This is a genomic window from Rhizobium sp. BR 315, assembly GCF_050577975.1.
Classification (GTDB): Bacteria; Pseudomonadota; Alphaproteobacteria; order Rhizobiales; family Rhizobiaceae; genus Rhizobium; species Rhizobium miluonense.
Map to the genome: position 1 here is coordinate 141132 of NZ_JARWKZ010000004.1, position 15856 is coordinate 156987.

Annotated in this window: 19 protein-coding genes and 2 tRNA genes; 10 read left to right on the forward strand and 11 right to left on the reverse strand. The window is 58.1% G+C overall.

The genetic code is table 11. The features are described 5' to 3' along the window. Positions 1 to 277: 277 nt before the first annotated feature. The 3 genes from QD409_RS06730 to cysE form a co-directional block, all read right to left on the reverse strand. Positions 278 to 643 (reverse strand): phasin family protein, encoded by a 366-nt coding sequence (locus QD409_RS06730; RefSeq protein WP_092845143.1) that lies wholly within the window; start codon positions 641 to 643, stop codon positions 278 to 280. A 389-nt stretch (positions 644 to 1032) separates the two neighbouring features. After that, positions 1033 to 1236 (reverse strand): DUF3126 family protein, encoded by a 204-nt coding sequence (locus QD409_RS06735; protein ID WP_037152189.1) that lies wholly within the window; start codon positions 1234 to 1236, stop codon positions 1033 to 1035. Between the two features lie 124 nt (positions 1237 to 1360). Next, positions 1361 to 2224 (reverse strand): serine O-acetyltransferase, encoded by an 864-nt coding sequence (cysE, locus tag QD409_RS06740; protein WP_430762168.1) that lies wholly within the window; start codon positions 2222 to 2224, stop codon positions 1361 to 1363. Between the two features lie 76 nt (positions 2225 to 2300). On the opposite strand from cysE, the gene QD409_RS06745 reads away from it, so the two are divergent. Next, positions 2301 to 3101, forward strand: coding sequence for an enoyl-CoA hydratase-related protein (locus QD409_RS06745; RefSeq protein WP_430762169.1), 801 nt, complete (start codon positions 2301 to 2303; stop codon positions 3099 to 3101). 8 nt (positions 3102 to 3109) lie between these two features. Here the strand turns inward: QD409_RS06745 and QD409_RS06750 are convergent, their stop codons facing one another. Further along, positions 3110 to 3895, reverse strand: a complete 786-nt coding sequence (locus tag QD409_RS06750; protein ID WP_430762170.1) for an alpha/beta fold hydrolase — start codon at positions 3893 to 3895, stop codon at positions 3110 to 3112. Positions 3896 to 4094: 199 nt separating this feature from the next. Here QD409_RS06750 and QD409_RS06755 point away from each other — a divergent pair, with 199 nt between their 5' ends. Together QD409_RS06755 and QD409_RS06760 are read left to right on the forward strand one after the other, a co-directional pair. Further along, positions 4095 to 4340: a zinc-finger domain-containing protein gene (locus tag QD409_RS06755; protein WP_037152186.1), complete on the forward strand. Its 246-nt coding sequence runs from the start codon at positions 4095 to 4097 to the stop codon at positions 4338 to 4340. 29 nt (positions 4341 to 4369) lie between these two features. Next, entirely contained in the window at positions 4370 to 5536 is a 1167-nt protein-coding gene (locus tag QD409_RS06760) for an FAD-dependent monooxygenase (protein WP_430762171.1), read from the forward strand. On the opposite strand, the gene QD409_RS06765 is transcribed toward QD409_RS06760, so the two are convergent. Further along, the gene (locus tag QD409_RS06765; RefSeq protein WP_430762172.1) at positions 5537 to 6727 is read right to left on the reverse strand and encodes a cystathionine beta-lyase; all 1191 of its coding nucleotides are present in this window, start codon (positions 6725 to 6727) and stop codon (positions 5537 to 5539) included. A 373-nt stretch (positions 6728 to 7100) separates the two neighbouring features. Between QD409_RS06765 and QD409_RS06770 the strand changes: the two genes are divergently transcribed. The 4 genes from QD409_RS06770 to QD409_RS06785 all read left to right on the forward strand — a co-directional run bounded on the left by QD409_RS06770 (position 7101) and on the right by QD409_RS06785 (position 11359). After that, on the forward strand, positions 7101 to 8126 hold the full coding sequence (locus tag QD409_RS06770; RefSeq protein WP_092845131.1) for an amino acid ABC transporter substrate-binding protein: 1026 nt from the start codon (positions 7101 to 7103) through the stop codon (positions 8124 to 8126). A gap of 94 nt (positions 8127 to 8220) precedes the next feature. After that, entirely contained in the window at positions 8221 to 9411 is a 1191-nt protein-coding gene (locus tag QD409_RS06775) for an amino acid ABC transporter permease (protein WP_430762173.1), read from the forward strand. A gap of 1 nt (position 9412) precedes the next feature. Then, positions 9413 to 10567 carry an amino acid ABC transporter permease gene (locus QD409_RS06780; RefSeq protein WP_430762174.1) on the forward strand — a complete coding sequence of 385 codons (1155 nt, stop codon included), beginning with the start codon at positions 9413 to 9415 and terminating at the stop codon, positions 10565 to 10567. An 18-nt stretch (positions 10568 to 10585) separates the two neighbouring features. Then, complete coding sequence (locus QD409_RS06785; RefSeq protein ID WP_092845125.1) at positions 10586 to 11359, forward strand: amino acid ABC transporter ATP-binding protein; 774 nt, start codon at positions 10586 to 10588, stop codon at positions 11357 to 11359. A gap of 81 nt (positions 11360 to 11440) precedes the next feature. On the opposite strand, the gene QD409_RS06790 is transcribed toward QD409_RS06785, so the two are convergent. After that, positions 11441 to 11902 carry an Lrp/AsnC family transcriptional regulator gene (locus QD409_RS06790; RefSeq protein WP_092845123.1) on the reverse strand — a complete coding sequence of 154 codons (462 nt, stop codon included), beginning with the start codon at positions 11900 to 11902 and terminating at the stop codon, positions 11441 to 11443. Positions 11903 to 12012: 110 nt separating this feature from the next. Here QD409_RS06790 and QD409_RS06795 point away from each other — a divergent pair, with 110 nt between their 5' ends. Together QD409_RS06795 and QD409_RS06800 are read left to right on the forward strand one after the other, a co-directional pair. Beyond that, complete coding sequence (locus QD409_RS06795) at positions 12013 to 12621, forward strand: LysE family translocator (RefSeq protein ID WP_430762175.1); 609 nt, start codon at positions 12013 to 12015, stop codon at positions 12619 to 12621. 91 nt (positions 12622 to 12712) lie between these two features. Continuing rightward, complete coding sequence (locus tag QD409_RS06800; protein ID WP_430762176.1) at positions 12713 to 12874, forward strand: hypothetical protein; 162 nt, start codon at positions 12713 to 12715, stop codon at positions 12872 to 12874. An 81-nt stretch (positions 12875 to 12955) separates the two neighbouring features. On the opposite strand, the gene QD409_RS06805 is transcribed toward QD409_RS06800, so the two are convergent. The 5 genes from QD409_RS06805 to QD409_RS06825 all read right to left on the reverse strand — a co-directional run bounded on the left by QD409_RS06805 (position 12956) and on the right by QD409_RS06825 (position 15068). After that, positions 12956 to 13032, reverse strand: a tRNA-Arg gene (locus QD409_RS06805). Between the two features lie 89 nt (positions 13033 to 13121). Further along, positions 13122 to 13427 carry an ETC complex I subunit gene (locus tag QD409_RS06810; RefSeq protein WP_092845121.1) on the reverse strand — a complete coding sequence of 102 codons (306 nt, stop codon included), beginning with the start codon at positions 13425 to 13427 and terminating at the stop codon, positions 13122 to 13124. A 320-nt stretch (positions 13428 to 13747) separates the two neighbouring features. Beyond that, positions 13748 to 13824, reverse strand: a tRNA-Pro gene (locus QD409_RS06815). Positions 13825 to 13975: 151 nt separating this feature from the next. Beyond that, positions 13976 to 14461: a DUF192 domain-containing protein gene (locus QD409_RS06820; protein ID WP_430762177.1), complete on the reverse strand. Its 486-nt coding sequence runs from the start codon at positions 14459 to 14461 to the stop codon at positions 13976 to 13978. A 28-nt stretch (positions 14462 to 14489) separates the two neighbouring features. Further along, positions 14490 to 15068 carry a cold-shock protein gene (locus QD409_RS06825; protein ID WP_092845117.1) on the reverse strand — a complete coding sequence of 193 codons (579 nt, stop codon included), beginning with the start codon at positions 15066 to 15068 and terminating at the stop codon, positions 14490 to 14492. 197 nt (positions 15069 to 15265) lie between these two features. On the opposite strand from QD409_RS06825, the gene QD409_RS06830 reads away from it, so the two are divergent. Further along, a complete protein-coding gene (locus QD409_RS06830) occupies positions 15266 to 15706 on the forward strand; it encodes a VOC family protein (protein ID WP_430762178.1) in 441 nt (146 codons plus the stop codon). The last annotated feature ends 150 nt before the right edge of the window (positions 15707 to 15856 follow it).

Consider the following 15856-nt stretch of genomic DNA (forward strand, 5'->3'; position numbering starts at 1 on the left):
CCTCAAATCATCCGGCAGAAGCTATCGCATTCCGACTTGGCAACTCGGTTGGTTTCTTTATTTGGTCGGGCCGAATATCCGAACCTCTAACTTAGTTCATATCGGCGCGATTTTAAGCCCCTTACGGGACACTGCAATCACAATTCGCTGACAAAATGGGCTGCGACCAAAAAAGTCGCGGCATATCTTCGGTTCTTGTCCGGTATGCGAAAAAATAAAAGACCGGCCACGCATCGCGTAGCCGGTCCTTCCGGAAATCTTTGTTTTTAGCGAGAGATCAGGCAGCCGTTGCCGGTGCCACAGCCTTGCTGGCAGCCTTCGTCGCAGCGGCGACGGGCGCTTCGTAAGGCTTGTAAGCAACCTTGGCGATATCGGCATACATTTCGCCGAGCTTGGTGGCTTCGGCAACGAAGTTTTCGTAGGCGGACTTCACATAGCTGCTCTGGAGTTCGAAAGCCGCTTCGAAGCTCTTGACGCCGGCGAGCGTTTCGAAATGCGTAACGCCGTCCTGGAACGACTTCTTGGAATATTCTGCAGCTTCAGCGGCAATCGCCTGGAAGCCCTTGCTGACGTCGGAATAGCTCTTCAGCGCCGTGTCCATAGCTTCCTTGCCCTTCTTGTTCGCTTCGTCGAAATTAAACATGCTCTCCGTCCCTTGTTGGCCTGTTGTTGGCCGGCCGGCGGCCGGTTTACAGGCAGGAAACTTAAATGCGACGCACAATTAGTCAAGTAGTCTTGTGCGATGCAACATCCATCCAAGGTTGTATTTCCGGTGACAATGTCATGTCAGCGGCGGCATTTGCGCTGCATCATTTTGTTTTCGCTAATATATGTCATTGCCTCCTACAACCGCAGGCTTTGGCAGAAATATTGCCGTTGCTGGGAAAATCACGGTCGAGCCGATGACAAACTCAATCGGTACTCAGGAGCGCCTGACGATGGCATTTCCCGCCATCTTCAAAGAAAAGAGCCGTATTTCAATGAAATACGGCTCAGGAATTCGGTTGCAATATCGGATATTGCCCACGCGGACTAGAGATCGACGTCCAGGATAGCCATCGAGAAATTGTAGGAACGATCGCCATCTTCATCGTCGATGTAGACGACGCCCAGAAATTCTTCGTCAAGATAAACTTCCGCCGAATCGTTCTTGCGCGGACGGGCCTTCACCACGATCTGCGGGTTGAACGTGCGCTTGAAATAGGCGTCGAGTTTCTTGATTTCTTCAGGCTTCACAATGCTTCTCCGTGAGGATCTCGGTTGGCCGCTTCTTGCATAGGAAAAGCGGCGGTGTAAAGACCGGAACCGCGCATACCTCCCCGGCGACAGCGCAAGCCTCGGAATGTCTGGCTGGATTTCTCTAGATTCCGGCACCCATAATCTGATCCACGACCACACGTTCGGCAAGCAGCTGATCCATGGAGCGGGACGGCTCGGAACAACCGGCTTCGCCGACGACCTTGGCCGGAACGCCGGCAACCGTCGTCTTCGCAGGCACTTCCTTCAACACCACGGAGCCGGCGGCAATGCGCGAGCAATGACCGATCTGGATATTGCCAAGGATCTTGGCGCCGGCGCCGATCAGGACGCCATGGGCGATTTTCGGGTGGCGGTCGCTGCCCTCCTTGCCGGTGCCGCCGAGCGTGACGCCATGCAGGATCGATACGTTGTCGCCGATCACAGCCGTTTCGCCAACGACGAGACCCGTCGCGTGGTCGAGGAAGATGCCCTTGCCGATACGTGCCGCCGGATTGATGTCCGTCTGGAAAACGCTTGAGGAGCGGCTTTGCAGATAGAGCGCGAAATCGCGGCGGCCGCGATTATAGAGCCAGTGGGCGAGACGATGCGTCTGCAGGGCATGGAACCCCTTGAAATAGAGCACGGGCTCCAAGAAGCGCAGGCAGGCAGGATCGCGATCGTAGACGGCCTGGATATCGACGCGCAGGATCGCGCCCCATTCCGGCCAGTCAGCCAGCATTTCCTCAAACGTCTGGCGCAAGAGAATGGCCTGCATGTCCGGATGGTCGAGGCGCTCGCAGATGCGATAGATCACGCATTCTTCCAGCGAACGATGGTTGATGATGGTCGAATAGAGGAAAGCGGCAAGGAGCGGGTCACGCTCAGCGGCCGTGCGAGCCTCGTCGCGCATGCTATCCCATATGGGATCCACGACCTTCACCGCGCCTAAGCCCTCCAAAGGGCGAATATCCGTTACTGCGACCATTGGCGGTCTCCCGATTTTCTGTCAGGCGTGCATTATATAGAAGAAATGCCACACAAGACAAATGGATCGAGCGAGCATGAATTTCGAGCACGATTTTGCCGGCGGTCTCCTTCGTGTCACCAGCAGTGATGCCATAGGCACGATCACGATCAACAACCCCGACAGGAAGAATGCCCTGACAGCCGCCATGTGGCGAGCAATCCCCCAAGCTCTGCGCATGCTGACCGACAAGGCACATGCCCATGTCATCATTCTGCGCGGTATCGGCGCGGATTTTTCCGCTGGCGCCGACATCCGCGAATTCGACAGTCTGCGCAAGAATTCCGAGACCGCCGTCGCCTATGAAGCCCTTAACAGCCAGGCTTTCGAGGCTATCCGACATTGCCGCGTGCCGACGATCGCGGCGATCCGTGGCACCTGCTACGGCGGCGGTTTCGGACTGGCCGCTGCCTGCGATCTGCGGATCGCCGAGCAAGGCGCACGCTTCTCCGTCCCCGCAGTTCGTCTCGGCATCGCCTATCCCGCCGACGCCGTGCAGGACATCGTCAACGCGCTTGGACCTCAGATGGCCAAGGTCGCGCTCTTTACCGGCGCGCAGATGTCGGGCGAGAAGATGGCGGCGGCCGGATTTTTGCTGGAGGAAATCGAGGCCGGTTCGTTCGATGACGAAGTATCCACCCTCGCCCACGCTATCGCCGCCAATGCGCCGATTGCGTTGCATGCTTCCAAACTCGCGGTCCGTGCCGTCCTGGAGCAGGATGGCGATCTGTTGCGCGAGGCGGAAGTGATCGGCGCCGAGACTTTCGATAGCGACGACTATGCCGAGGGCCGTGCAGCCTTTACCGAGCGGCGAAAGCCGCATTTCACCGGCAAGTGACTTGAGGACTAGCGCTTGTCGAGGCGACGATAAAACTCGAGAACCGCCGTCTTGAAGACCTTATCGCCGACGGCGAGCATGTGATCGCGGTTCGGGATGTCGACGGCCTCGGCGTGCGGCATCAACCCGGCAAGCTCCTGCGCCGAGCCGGCAATATCGTCCTTGGTGCCGACGGCGATCAGGGTCGGCGCTTGGATCCTCGCCACATCCTCTCTTGTCGCCAGATCGCGTGAGCCCTGGATACAGGCTGCCAGCGCCTGCCGGTCGCTTTTCGTCTGTTCGGCAAAGGCGCGGAACATGCGCCCGCGGGCATGCGTGACTTCATCGAGCGACGGCGCAACCAACGCATCTGCGATCGGATCCCAGTCGCCGACGCCCTCGACCATGCCGATGCCGAGGCCGCCGAGCACCAGCGAACGAACGCGATCGGGATGCGCCATCGCCATGAACGTCGAAACGCGGGCGCCCATGGAATAGCCCATGACATGCGCCTCGGGGATGCCCAGATGATCAAGCAAGGCAACGGCATCTTCGGCCATGATCCACGGATGATAGACATCGGCGTCATAGAACTTGTCGCTCACGCCGTGACCACGATTGTCGATAGCGATCACACGATAGCCCGCGTCGCCGAGCGTTTTGAGCCAACCCGGATGGACCCAATTTGCAATTGCCGTCGAGGCAAAGCCGTGAATCAGCAGCACCGGCGGGCCGTTCGGATCGCCCTCATCGAAAAAGGCGAGCTTCAATCCGTCTCTGACGAAATAGGACATCGAAGGAGCATTCAAATTCATGGCACTATCTTTGCAAACAGGGTCTTCCTGGCGCCGGACCATATTTTATCGGTGATATCAGGTGAACCCCGCATCGGCGAAAATCTCTGCTGCGAGCCGGACTTTCGCACTACACAATCGATGCGAAGGACTATAAAGAGGGGCTATCAAGTCTGGCGCAATTCATGCCGCTCAAGGCAAGACGCATTTGGAGATCATCATGGCCGGTCACAATATTCCCCATTTCCAGAACGACGGCGGACACCGTGCCATCGAAATCGGCGTGAAGGAATTCATGTGCACTGGCGCGTCGGTTCCCTACGATCATCCGCATATCTTCATCGATCTCGGCGACGAGACCGAGAAGGTCTGCTCCTATTGCTCGACGCTGTATCGCTACAATCCGTCGCTGAAGGCGGATCAGACCAACCCTGCCGGCTGCGTCTTCCACTTCAAGGCAGCGTGACGCCGTAGAGTCCGATCGGACAGAGAAGAATGCCGATCAAGACAGCCGCGATTATCGGCGCCGGAATAGCCGGATTGACCACGGCGCTGGCGCTGGCGAGACATGGCATCCGCTCCGAAATTTTCGAACAGGCCGAAGCGCTGACCGAAGTCGGCGCCGGCTTGCAGATTTCCCCGAATGCTTCCCGTATCCTCGACACGCTCGGCGTGCTCGACACACTTCGGTCGCTCTGGCTGGAGCCAGAGGAAATTCGGCTGGTCTCCGGTACATCGCTGCGGCCCGTCACCTCCGTTCCATGCGGGAATTTTGCCATACAGCGATGGGGTGCGCCCTACGGGGCCGTGCATCGCGCGACGCTGCAAAAAGTGCTTCTCGACGCCGTGACCGCCAATGCGCTTTGCACGCTGCGTCTCGGCCAGCGCATCGACGTAAAAGACCGGCAGGCGCTGGCTGGAATCGCCGGCCGGGATCTGGATGTTATCATCGGTGCCGATGGCGTCTGGTCCAAGGCACGCATGCTGGTACCCGGTGCCCCCTCGCCCATCTTTTCCGGCAACACCGCATGGCGCTTCACCATTGCGGAATCTGCGGCGCCGGCGGCCATGAACAGGACCAGCGTCACCGCATTTCTCGGTCCAGCCAGCCATCTCGTCTGCTACCCGATCCGGGAAAATGCCGCCTTCAACATCGTCGCCATCGTTTCCGGCAGCAGCAGCACCGGTCACGACTGGAACGCGGCCGGCAGCAAGGCGCAGCGGGACAGCATGCTTGAGGGCTTTTCCGGCTGGAACAATGCGATTCGGGGAATGCTGGAAGCGCAGGCTCAGACAAGTTTCTGGCCGCTTTATGCCATGGGCGCCGGTCGTTGGCACAATGGCGGCGATACGATCCTGATCGGTGATGCCGCGCATGCGATGATGCCGTTTGCGGCTCAGGGCGCGGCCATGGCGATCGAGGATGCGTTCGAGCTGGCGGGCATGCTGGCAAAGCACATACCGGCGGAAGCATTCGATCTCTTTGAAAAACGTCGTGCGCCGCGCATCGCTCGCCTGCGCCAGCGCGCCGCCTTTAATCAATTCGCCTACCATGCCCGCGGACCGATCCGCATGGCGCGCGACCTCGTTCTCTCCCTGCGACCGCCGCAAAGCCTTGCGGCGGATATGGACTGGATTTACGGCTATCGAGCCATCGGCTGATCAAACTTCCTTGACTGCCGCAAAGCCCTTTTCGATATCCGCCTTGATATCGGCGACATCTTCGAGACCGATCTGCAGACGGATCACCGGTCCCTCGGTTGGCGCCTTGGCGACTCGCCGATCGTTGAGGTTCACCTGCAATGCAAGGCTTTCGAACCCGCCCCAGGAATAGCCGAGGCCGAAAATCCGCAATGCATCGAGGAAGGCATGCGCCTTGACCTTGAATTTCTCAGCACTGTCGACGGCCAGCACGAACGAGAAGATGCCGCTTGATCCCTTGAAGTCACGCTTCCAGATCTCATGGCTCGGGAAGCTTGGCAGCGCCGGGTGCAAGACGCGGGCGACTTCTTGCCTGCCCTCGAGCCATCGGGCAATCTCGAGCGCGCTCTCCTGATGCCGCTCCAGGCGCACACCCATGGTGCGCAAGCCGCGCAGTACCTGGTAGGCGTCATCCGGTGCGCCGCAGATGCCGAGCTGGCCATGCGCATCCAGCAATCGCTGCCAATGCGTCTCGTTGGCGGAAACGGTTCCCATGACGATATCGGAGTGGCCGGCCGGATACTTCGTCACTGCGTGGATGGAGACGTCGACACCATGATCGAGCGGCTTGAAATAGAGCGGGGTCGCCCAGGTATTGTCCATGGTGACGACGCATCCATGCCGGTGAGCCGCCGCCGAAATGGCCGGAATATCCTGCATTTCGAAGGTATTGGAACCTGGCGCCTCGGTATGAACCAGCCTGGTGTTCGGCTTGAACAGTTGCTCGATACCGGCACCGGCCAAAGGATCGTAATAGTCGACCTCAACCCCGAGTCGCTTCAGCATGGTATCGCAAAAAAAGCGAGTCGGCCCGTAGACCGAATCAACGATCAACGCGTGATCGCCGGCGGACAAGTAGGCAAGAAACGGCACGGTAACCGCCGCAAGACCGGACGGAACGATGACGGTTCCAGCCGATCCTTCCAGTGCGTCCATGGCCTCGCACAGCGCGTCCGTCGTCGGCGTGCCGCGGGTCCCATAGGTGTATTTCTGATCGTGCGTCTCCATCACCCGGGCATTGGGAAACAGCACCGTCGAGGCATGCACTACGGGCGGATTGACGAAGCCGTGAAAATCGAGAGGCGAATAGCCGATGTGGGATAAACGTGTGTTGATGCCGGCGTTCTGCAGGAAGGTGTCTTTGTCTTTCATGTCCGGATATGCCTTTGGCGCTGTAGGAAGCTGGATTTGTGGCGAGCAAGTCCAGTTGGGTCAACCCCGATCCTATCGATCGCATCATATTATTATAGGACTAAAATACTGAAAACTGTGCCTAAAACCCCATTTCCGTGCAGTTTTTTGGCAAAACCCTGCTCATTTTGGCGCCAAACGCCCGATTTCCAGCCTAACAGGGTGAAATTTTGGAATAAATCGGCAATAATGGGGTCAATCTCTTGACCGGAAATCCATTTGCGACTGTGATAGGATCACTCGCCTCAAGAGAGTGAGGAAACATGGTTCCCCGTGAACCAGCTTCAGAGGTGATACAGTTTAACTATAAAACAATAGAAGAAGGTTGGGAAAGATGAAAAAGTTTGCTCTCTCCGCGTTTCTCGGAGTCGCAGCATTGGCCTACACCGCGTCCGGCGCCTCCGCCTCGACGCTCGGCGATGTAAAGGCCAAGGGCTTCGTTCAGTGCGGCGTGAATACGGGCCTTCTTGGCTTCGCACAGCCGGACGCATCCGGTAATTGGGCCGGTTTCGACGTCGACTTCTGCAAGGCCGTCGCTTCCGCCGTCTTCGGTGATGCGACCAAGGTAAAGTACACTCCCCTCAGCGCGAAGGACCGCTTCACCGCGCTGCAGTCCGGCGAAATCGACGTGCTTTCTCGTAACACGACTTGGACCATCAACCGCGACACCGCTCTCGGCCTCAAGTTCCGCCCCGTCACCTATTATGACGGCCAGGGCTTCATGGTTCGCAAGGAATTGAACGTGAAGTCGGCGCTTGAGCTTTCCGGCGCGGCCGTCTGCGTCCAGTCCGGCACGACGACCGAGCTCAACCTCGCCGACTATTTCAAGACCAATAACCTACAGTACAATCCGGTCGTCTTCGACAAGCTCGAGGAAGTCAACACCGCTTACGACTCCGGCCGTTGCGACGTCTACACCACCGACCAGTCCGGCCTTTACTCTCTGCGCCTGACGCTGAAGAATCCGGACGACAACGTCGTTCTGCCTGAAATCATCTCCAAAGAGCCGCTCGGCCCGGCCGTCCGCCAGGGCGACGACCAATGGTTCAACATCGTCAGCTGGACGGCCTATGCGCTCGTCAATGCCGAGGAATTCGGCATCACGCAGAAGAACGTCGACGACATGAAGAAGTCCGCAAACCCGGATATCAAGCGTTTCCTCGGCGCCGAGCAGGGTTCCACGATCGGCACTGACCTTGGCCTCACCAGTGACTGGGCCTACAACGTCATCAAGGGCGTTGGTAACTACGGCGAAGTCTTCGACCGCAACATCGGCGCAGGCAGCCCGCTGAAGATCGCCCGCGGCCTCAACGCTCTCTGGAACAAGGGCGGCATCCAGTACGCGCCTCCGGTACGCTAAGCTTCAACAAGCTCACTTTTGGAGAAAGGCGGCATCCGCCTTTCTCCCCTCAAGAAAACAAGCCTGAAACAGGCACATTGGGGAAAAAATTTGCATGGCAATCACAACGAATTCGCCTGAGGGCGGGAGCGCATTCGTATCTGCGCTGAACAACCCCAAAGTCCGGGGTGTTTTTTACCAGGTCCTGGCTATCGTCATTCTCGTAGGCATCGGCGCGGTCATCTTTTACAATACAGCGCGCAATCTCCACGACTTGAACCGCTCCTTCGGCTTTGGCTTTCTCGAAGGTCGCGCCGGTTTCAATCTGGGACAGGCTCTCATCCCCTATTCCAGCGATTCCACCAATACCGATGCGCTAATCGTCGGCCTGCTCAACACGCTGCTTATATCGGTCGTCGGCATTGTTGCGGCAACGATCGTCGGCTTCATCATCGGCATCGGCAGGCTTTCGAACAACTGGCTGATCGCGAAGCTCTCCCAGACCTATGTCGAGATCTTCCGCAACATTCCGCCGTTGCTCGTCATCTTCTTCTGGTATAGCGGCGTCTTGGTACTGCTGCCGCAGGCGCGCGATGCCGTGCATCTGCCGTTCTTCAGCTATCTCAGCAATCGTGGCCTCGCCTTCCCCAGCCCGATTTTCGGTGCAGGCATGCGGGTCGTCGGTATTGCTCTCCTTATCGCGATAGCGACCGTGTTTTTCGTGGCACGCTGGGCGCATAGGCGTCAGGCGGCGACCGGCCAGCAATTCCATACGATCTGGGCGTCGATCGGCATCTTGATCGGCCTGCCGCTACTGGCCTTCCTGGCAACGGGCATGCCGCTTTCCTTCGACTATCCGATTGCTGGCAAATTCAACCTCACCGGCGGAACGGTGGTGGGGCCGGAGTTCATCGCTCTTCTGCTGGCTCTTTCCCTCTATACCGCAACTTACATTGCCGAAATCGTGCGCGCCGGTATTCGCGGTGTGGCAAAGGGGCAGTCAGAAGCGGCAGGCGCGCTCGGTCTTCGAGCCTCAGCCATCAATCGGCTTATCGTCATCCCACAGGCAATGCGCATCATCATCCCGCCGCTGACGAGCCAGTATCTCAATCTGATCAAGAACTCGTCGCTCGCGATCGCCATCGGTTATGCCGATCTCGTCGCCGTCGGCGGCGTGATCCTCAACCAGTCCGGTCGAGCCGTCGAAGTCGTCGTCATATGGATGGTCATCTATCTCGCCTTGAGCATCGTAACATCGCTGTTCATGAACTGGTTCAATGCCAAGATGGCCCTGGTGGAGAGATAAGATGTCCAGTGTAGATCAGAGCTTCGTCAGCAAGGCACTTTTGTCGGGACAGCCTGCACCCGCCAGTGAAAGAGGCGTGTGGCATTGGGTCCGCAACAATCTCTTTGCCACGCCGAAGGACGTCGTCTTGACTGTCCTCGCCGTCGCCTTTCTGGCCTGGGCAATCCCTCATTTGGTCAATTGGCTGTTCATACACGCAGTCTGGAGCGGAACCGACCGCACCTTCTGCGCCACGACCGTGCAGGGCGGGACCCAGCCGGACGGCTGGAATGCCGCCTGCTGGGCCTTCATCCGCTCGAAATTCGTCGTCTTCATGTTCGGCCTTTATCCTCCGGACGAGCGCTGGCGGCCGGTGCTCGTCGCCATCTTGATGATCGTCAGCTTCGCACCGCTGCTGATGCCGTCGGTTCCCAGAAAAGGGTTGAATGCGATCGTGGCATTCTTCGTGCTGCCGGTTATCTCTTTCTTCCTGCTCCATGGCGGCTTCGGCCTTGAGGCCGTGGAAACGGAGAGATGGGGTGGCCTGATGGTGACGCTGGTGATTTCCTTCGTCGCAATCGCGGTCTCCTTTCCGTTCGGCATCCTGCTTGCGCTAGGGCGCCGCTCGAAAATGCCCGTCGTACGCATGCTGTGCGTGGTATTCATCGAAATTATCCGCGGCGTGCCCCTGATCACGGTGCTGTTCATGGCCAGCTACATGCTGCCGCTCTTCATGCCGCAGGGCTGGACGGTGGATAAGCTGCTGCGCGCCGTGGTCGGCGTTGCGATCTTCACCTCGGCCTATATGGCCGAAGTCATTCGCGGCGGCCTGCAGGCAATACCGAAGGGTCAATTCGAGGGAGCCGACTCGCTCGGCCTTGGCTACTGGCAGAAGATGCGGCTGATCATTTTGCCGCAGGCGATCAAGCTGGTCATCCCCGGCATCGTCAACACCTATATCGGCATGTTCAAGGACACGTCGCTCGTTGCCATCATCGGCATGTTCGATCTGCTCGGCATCGTCCGTCAGAATTTCTCCGACGCAAATTGGGCAAGCGCCGTTACGCCAATCACTGGCCTTGTCTTCGCCGGCTTCATTTTTTGGCTGTTCTGTTTTGGAATGTCGCGCTATTCAGGTTTCGTGGAGCGCCATCTCGACACCGGCCACAAGCGATAAAATTGAGGGAATGAAAATATGGCTGAAGCCCAACCCAAAAAACTGACCATCTCCGAGACGGAAGTCGCGGTTGACATGATCAACATGAACAAGTGGTACGGTGATTTCCATGTACTGCGAGATATCAATCTGAAGGTCATGCGCGGCGAGCGCATCGTCATTGCCGGCCCGTCCGGTTCGGGAAAATCGACGATGATCCGCTGCATCAACCGTCTGGAAGAGCACCAGAAGGGCCAGATCATCGTTGATGGCGTCGAACTGACCAACGATCTGAAGAAGATCGACGAAGTGCGCCGCGAAGTCGGCATGGTGTTCCAGCACTTCAATCTCTTCCCTCACCTGACCATTCTGGAAAACTGCACGCTGGCGCCGATCTGGGTGCGCAAGATGCCGAAGAAGCAGGCGGAAGAAATCGCCATGCACTTCCTCACCCGCGTCAAGATCCCGGAGCAGGCGAAGAAATATCCCGGCCAGCTTTCCGGCGGTCAGCAGCAGCGCGTGGCGATCGCCCGCTCGCTCTGCATGAACCCGAAGATCATGCTGTTCGACGAGCCAACTTCCGCGCTCGACCCGGAAATGATCAAGGAAGTGCTCGACACGATGGTGGGCCTTGCCGAAGAAGGCATGACCATGCTGTGCGTGACCCACGAAATGGGCTTCGCGCGCCAGGTCGCCAACCGCGTCATCTTCATGGACCAGGGCCAGATCGTCGAGCAGAATTCGCCGAAGGAATTCTTCGACAATCCGCAGCATGAGCGCACCAAGCTCTTCCTCAGCCAGATCCTGCACTAATCCGGCCAGGATCGAATGAGAAAAACCCGCCGCTGCATCGCAGCAGGCGGGTTTTTTATGGCTTGTCGACGCTCGGGACCATCAGCGCAAAGGCAAAGCGTAAGTCTGCTTGACGACCTGGCTCGGCACATCCGTCTTAACATTCTGGATGCCGTTGACCTTCGTCAGATGGGTGGATTGGAACTGCCGGTAGTCGTCGAGATCGGATACGGCGACGCGAAGAAGCGCGTCGCTTTCGCCCAGCATGATATAGCACTCCATCACCTGCGGCAGCTTCTTCATTGCCGCCATGAAGTGATCGATCGTTTCAGCATCCTGGGCGGTCAGCCAAACGCGGGCAAACAGCGAAAGCGGCAAGCCGGCTTTGACCGGGTTCAGCACCGCCACATAGCGATCGATGATGCCGGCATCCTCAAGCAGCTTCACGCGCCGCAGGCAGGGCGATGGCGACAAACCGACTTCCCTTGCCAGTTCCACATTCTGAATTCGCCCGTCGCGTTGCAGTACGCTGAGAATACGCTTGTCTATCTCGTCCAGCTTCATTGGCATCCTCTACCAACAGAATGCATTTCGTGAATTCTAATGCCAATTATTCGATAAAAGCTGGCATCTACGCAAGCCAATTGCGTTCACAAAGATCTAAGCTTTCATTCATGGAAAGCGCCAATCTCCTTCTCTTCACCGCCACCGTCCTGCCCCTCATCTGCACGCCGGGGCCGGACATGCTGTTCGTAGCGTCACAGACAATGTCCGGAGGCGCAGGCGCCGGGCTGCGATCGACGGCCGGCATCTGCATCGGCTACGTCATCCATTCCATGCTTGCAGCCCTCGGGGTCGCAGCCATCATTGCCGCCTCTCCCGCCCTGTTCATGCTCCTGCGCTGGCTCGGCATCGCCTATCTCGGCTACCTGGCATCCCGCCTCATCAGCTCCTCAATGAAGGCCGGCAAGGTCACGCCGAAGGCGACAGCGGCGGCAGACGGGCTTCGGCGCGGCTTCCTGACGGCCGTTCTCAACCCAAAGGGCATGATGATCTATTTCGCCATCCTGCCGCAGTTCATCAGCCACAATGGGAGCGTAGCACTGCAGGCGTCCCTGCTGTCAGCCGTATTCATCGGGTTGTGCGGGGCATTCTATGCTATTCTCAGCCTCACCCTTGCGGCACTCGGCGCGCGCGCGACAATCAGCGATCGCCGCCGCCGATGGACCGAAGGCATAGCCGGTTGCCTTCTGCTTGTTGCCACGGGACGACTGGCGGCGTGAGCAAGCCATATGGCGCTTCCTGCAAAACGCGATATACTGCCTGACAATCACAAAATATGCGGCATTCACAAGGCGTTAGGGGAAGCGGACTGTGAAGAAGAGCGACAGGATCATCGGCGGACTTGCACTTTTGAGCGCGGCCATCATCGTCATCAAACTGGCCGGAGCAATGTTCGGCTACGATCTCATTCAGATGGCGGTCGATGCGACGAGACCTGCAGGTGCTGGTGGCTGGTCGACAGCGGCGAATTGAGATTGAGCCCGGCGCGGGCAAAATTCGAACGTTCTCCAAATGCTGCGCTCACACAGCCATGCTACAGATCATTAAGAGAAATGGCGACCCCTACAGGATTCGAACCTGTGACCACATGCTTAGAAGGCAAGTGCTCTATCCAGCTGAGCTAAGGGGCCGTGAAGCCTGCCGCATCGTGCGTGCGGCGGCCAACACATGCCTGAAACCGCCGTCCAACTCAATGGGCAGGGTTCAATAAGTTCCTGCCTCAGTGAGTCCAGGGCTGGATGCGCGAAAACCGGAAATTGTCGGAGTAGGAAACCGTCTGGCGAATGGCATCCTTCGGAGCGATGACGCGATATTCGATGCCGTTGCGCTGGGCATAGGCCTCCGCCAATTCCTGCGTGTCGAACGTCAGCTTCAGCTGCTGGCGCGTATCGGCAGAAGAGGTATAGCCCATGATCGGATCGATCTTGCGCGGAATCTCCTGGTCGAATTCCAGAACCCATATATGGGTCTTGGCCTTGCCGGATTGCATGGCGGTCTTTGCGGGACGATAGATCTTGGCAGGCATCGCTGCAGCGCCTCCGAATAAAGCGGGAACGCCCCGCCTCTTTGCTTCTCTTACCTTGGCACGGCCCTTGCGAGCCGAGCGCACGTAAAGTTTGATTAGCCGCGATTCCCTTTGCTTTCAAGCAAAAAGGCGGGCGATGCCGCCGGATAAGGCGCGTTCGCTGACAGCTCGCACGATCGCTCCGCAGATAGTTCACCGGCACCGGCCATGTCACGCCCGATGTCGCACGACGGCCGCTGGCGCAGATTTGAAATGGGCCGTTTCGGCGAGGTCCGCGACTTCCACCGCTCTCAGATCAAAAGATTGTGGGATTGTTTAAATGGTCGGAGTGGAGAGATTCGAACTCCCGACCCTCTGGTCCCAAACCAGATGCGCTACCAGACTGCGCTACACTCCGTACCGTCAGCATGATCGCCGAGTAAAAGGGATCATGACTTAAGTTTTGCACCACCGAACACCTATCCGGCGGAACGAGTGGGGAGATACACGGTTCATCTGCCCGCTGCAACAGGTAAAATCACACCGGGCGGATCTTCCCCGAGGAAAATCTATTTTTTGAGTTTCGCCGAAATGGTGGCGCTCGTCACCTTGTCGCCGGCGGCAAGGCCGAGTTTCTTGACCACTCCGCCGTTCAGCTCGATGACATAGGCGACCGGGCCGCCGGAGTTGATGATCGTTTCCGAAAAGGGCACGGCGTTTTCCTGGATGTGGGTGACGACACCCTTTTGGTCCAGAAAGAGCATGTCGAGCGGCAGCTCGGTGTTCTTCATCCACATCATCACGGGCCGCGACGTGCCGAAATCGAACAGCATGCCGTGGTCGGCCGGCATCTTGTCGCGATACATCAGGCCGAATTCCAGCTGCGGCGGCGTCAGTGCCAGCTCCACGGTGAATTTATGAGCCTGGCCCTTGGGCGATGCGATCGAAAGCGGCTCCGAATCAAAGGCCATCGACTGCTGCGCTGCCGTCTGAGCCGCAAAGGAGGATGAGACGGCGGCCCCAACGAGAAAAAGCGCCAAAATGGCGCTTTTCATAAGTCCGAGAGACCTGTCTCTTTTCATATCAATGCGGCCGCGTAACCGGGCTCGGCGCATCCGGATGGATTTCCGCCGCCATCAGGCCCTTTTCGCCTGGCCCGAAGCGAACAAGCACCACCTGCCCCGGCCGCAATTCGGCCAGGCCGAAGCGACGCAGCGTTTCCATGTGCACGAAGATATCCTCCGTGCCCTCGCCACGCGTCAGGAAGCCGAAGCCCTTGGTCCGGTTGAACCATTTCACGAGCGCGCGCTCGAGGCCGCTGGTGGCGGTCACCTGCACATGTGTGCGCACCGGCGGCATCTGCGATGGATGCACGGCAGTCGACTGATCCATGGAGAGGATCTTGAAAGCCTGATAGCCGCGTTCCCGGCGCTGAATCAGCGCAACAATGCGGGTTCCTTCGAGAATCGTCTGATAACCATCGCGGCGCAGGCACGTCACATGCAGCAATACGTCCTGCATGCCGTTGTCAGGCACTATGAAGCCAAAGCCCTTGGCCACATCGAACCACTTGACGACGCCGGAGATTTCGATGAGCTCGACGGCATCGCCGGACATCTCCTCGAAGTCGTCAACTCCCTTCGATGAAATTCTGTCACCCATCCTAGCCAGCCCTCGATTACGCGTCACACTGTTACGGTTAACTGATTCCCTGATATCAAGATTAACATCTTGGTAACGGAAAAGCGCAAGTCCTAGTTTTCGTTTATTCCCACCCTAAGATTATTGCTCCAAGACTTGCGCGAAGCTGGTGCTTCGAACGAAAATCCGGTCGGCTCAATATTAAGAGAGGAAATAGAATGCGTTATCTCCACACAATGGTTCGCGTCACCGATCTCGACGCCTCGTTGCATTTTTATAGTACCCTGTTCGGGCTTGTCGAAACCCGCCGCTACGAAAACGAGAAAGGCCGCTATACGCTCGTATTCCTTGCAGCTGGCGAAGACGCCGAATCGTCCCGCAGCAACGGCGCCCCCAGCCTGGAACTGACCTTCAACTGGGATCCGGAAGAATACACCGGCGGACGTAACTTCGGCCACCTCGCCTATGAGGTCGACGATATCTATGCGACCTGCCAGAATCTCATGGACAATGGCATCACGATCAACCGCCCGCCGCGCGATGGTCACATGGCTTTCGTGCGCTCCCCCGACGGCATTTCCATCGAGATCCTGCAAAAGGGCGCAAATCTTCCGTCTGCCGAGCCCTGGGCCTCGATGCCCAATACCGGCGCCTGGTAAGGGGCAAGCTTTCGCGAGGCTTACGGCACGCGCGGAGCCATCCGTTTCGCGCTTGCCGCCCATGCCCATCCTCCGGCATGCTTGGACGACTCGAAGCATCATGCATCGGATATCGCGCGGTCATCGTTCCCGGTCGGCGCGTGCGATATC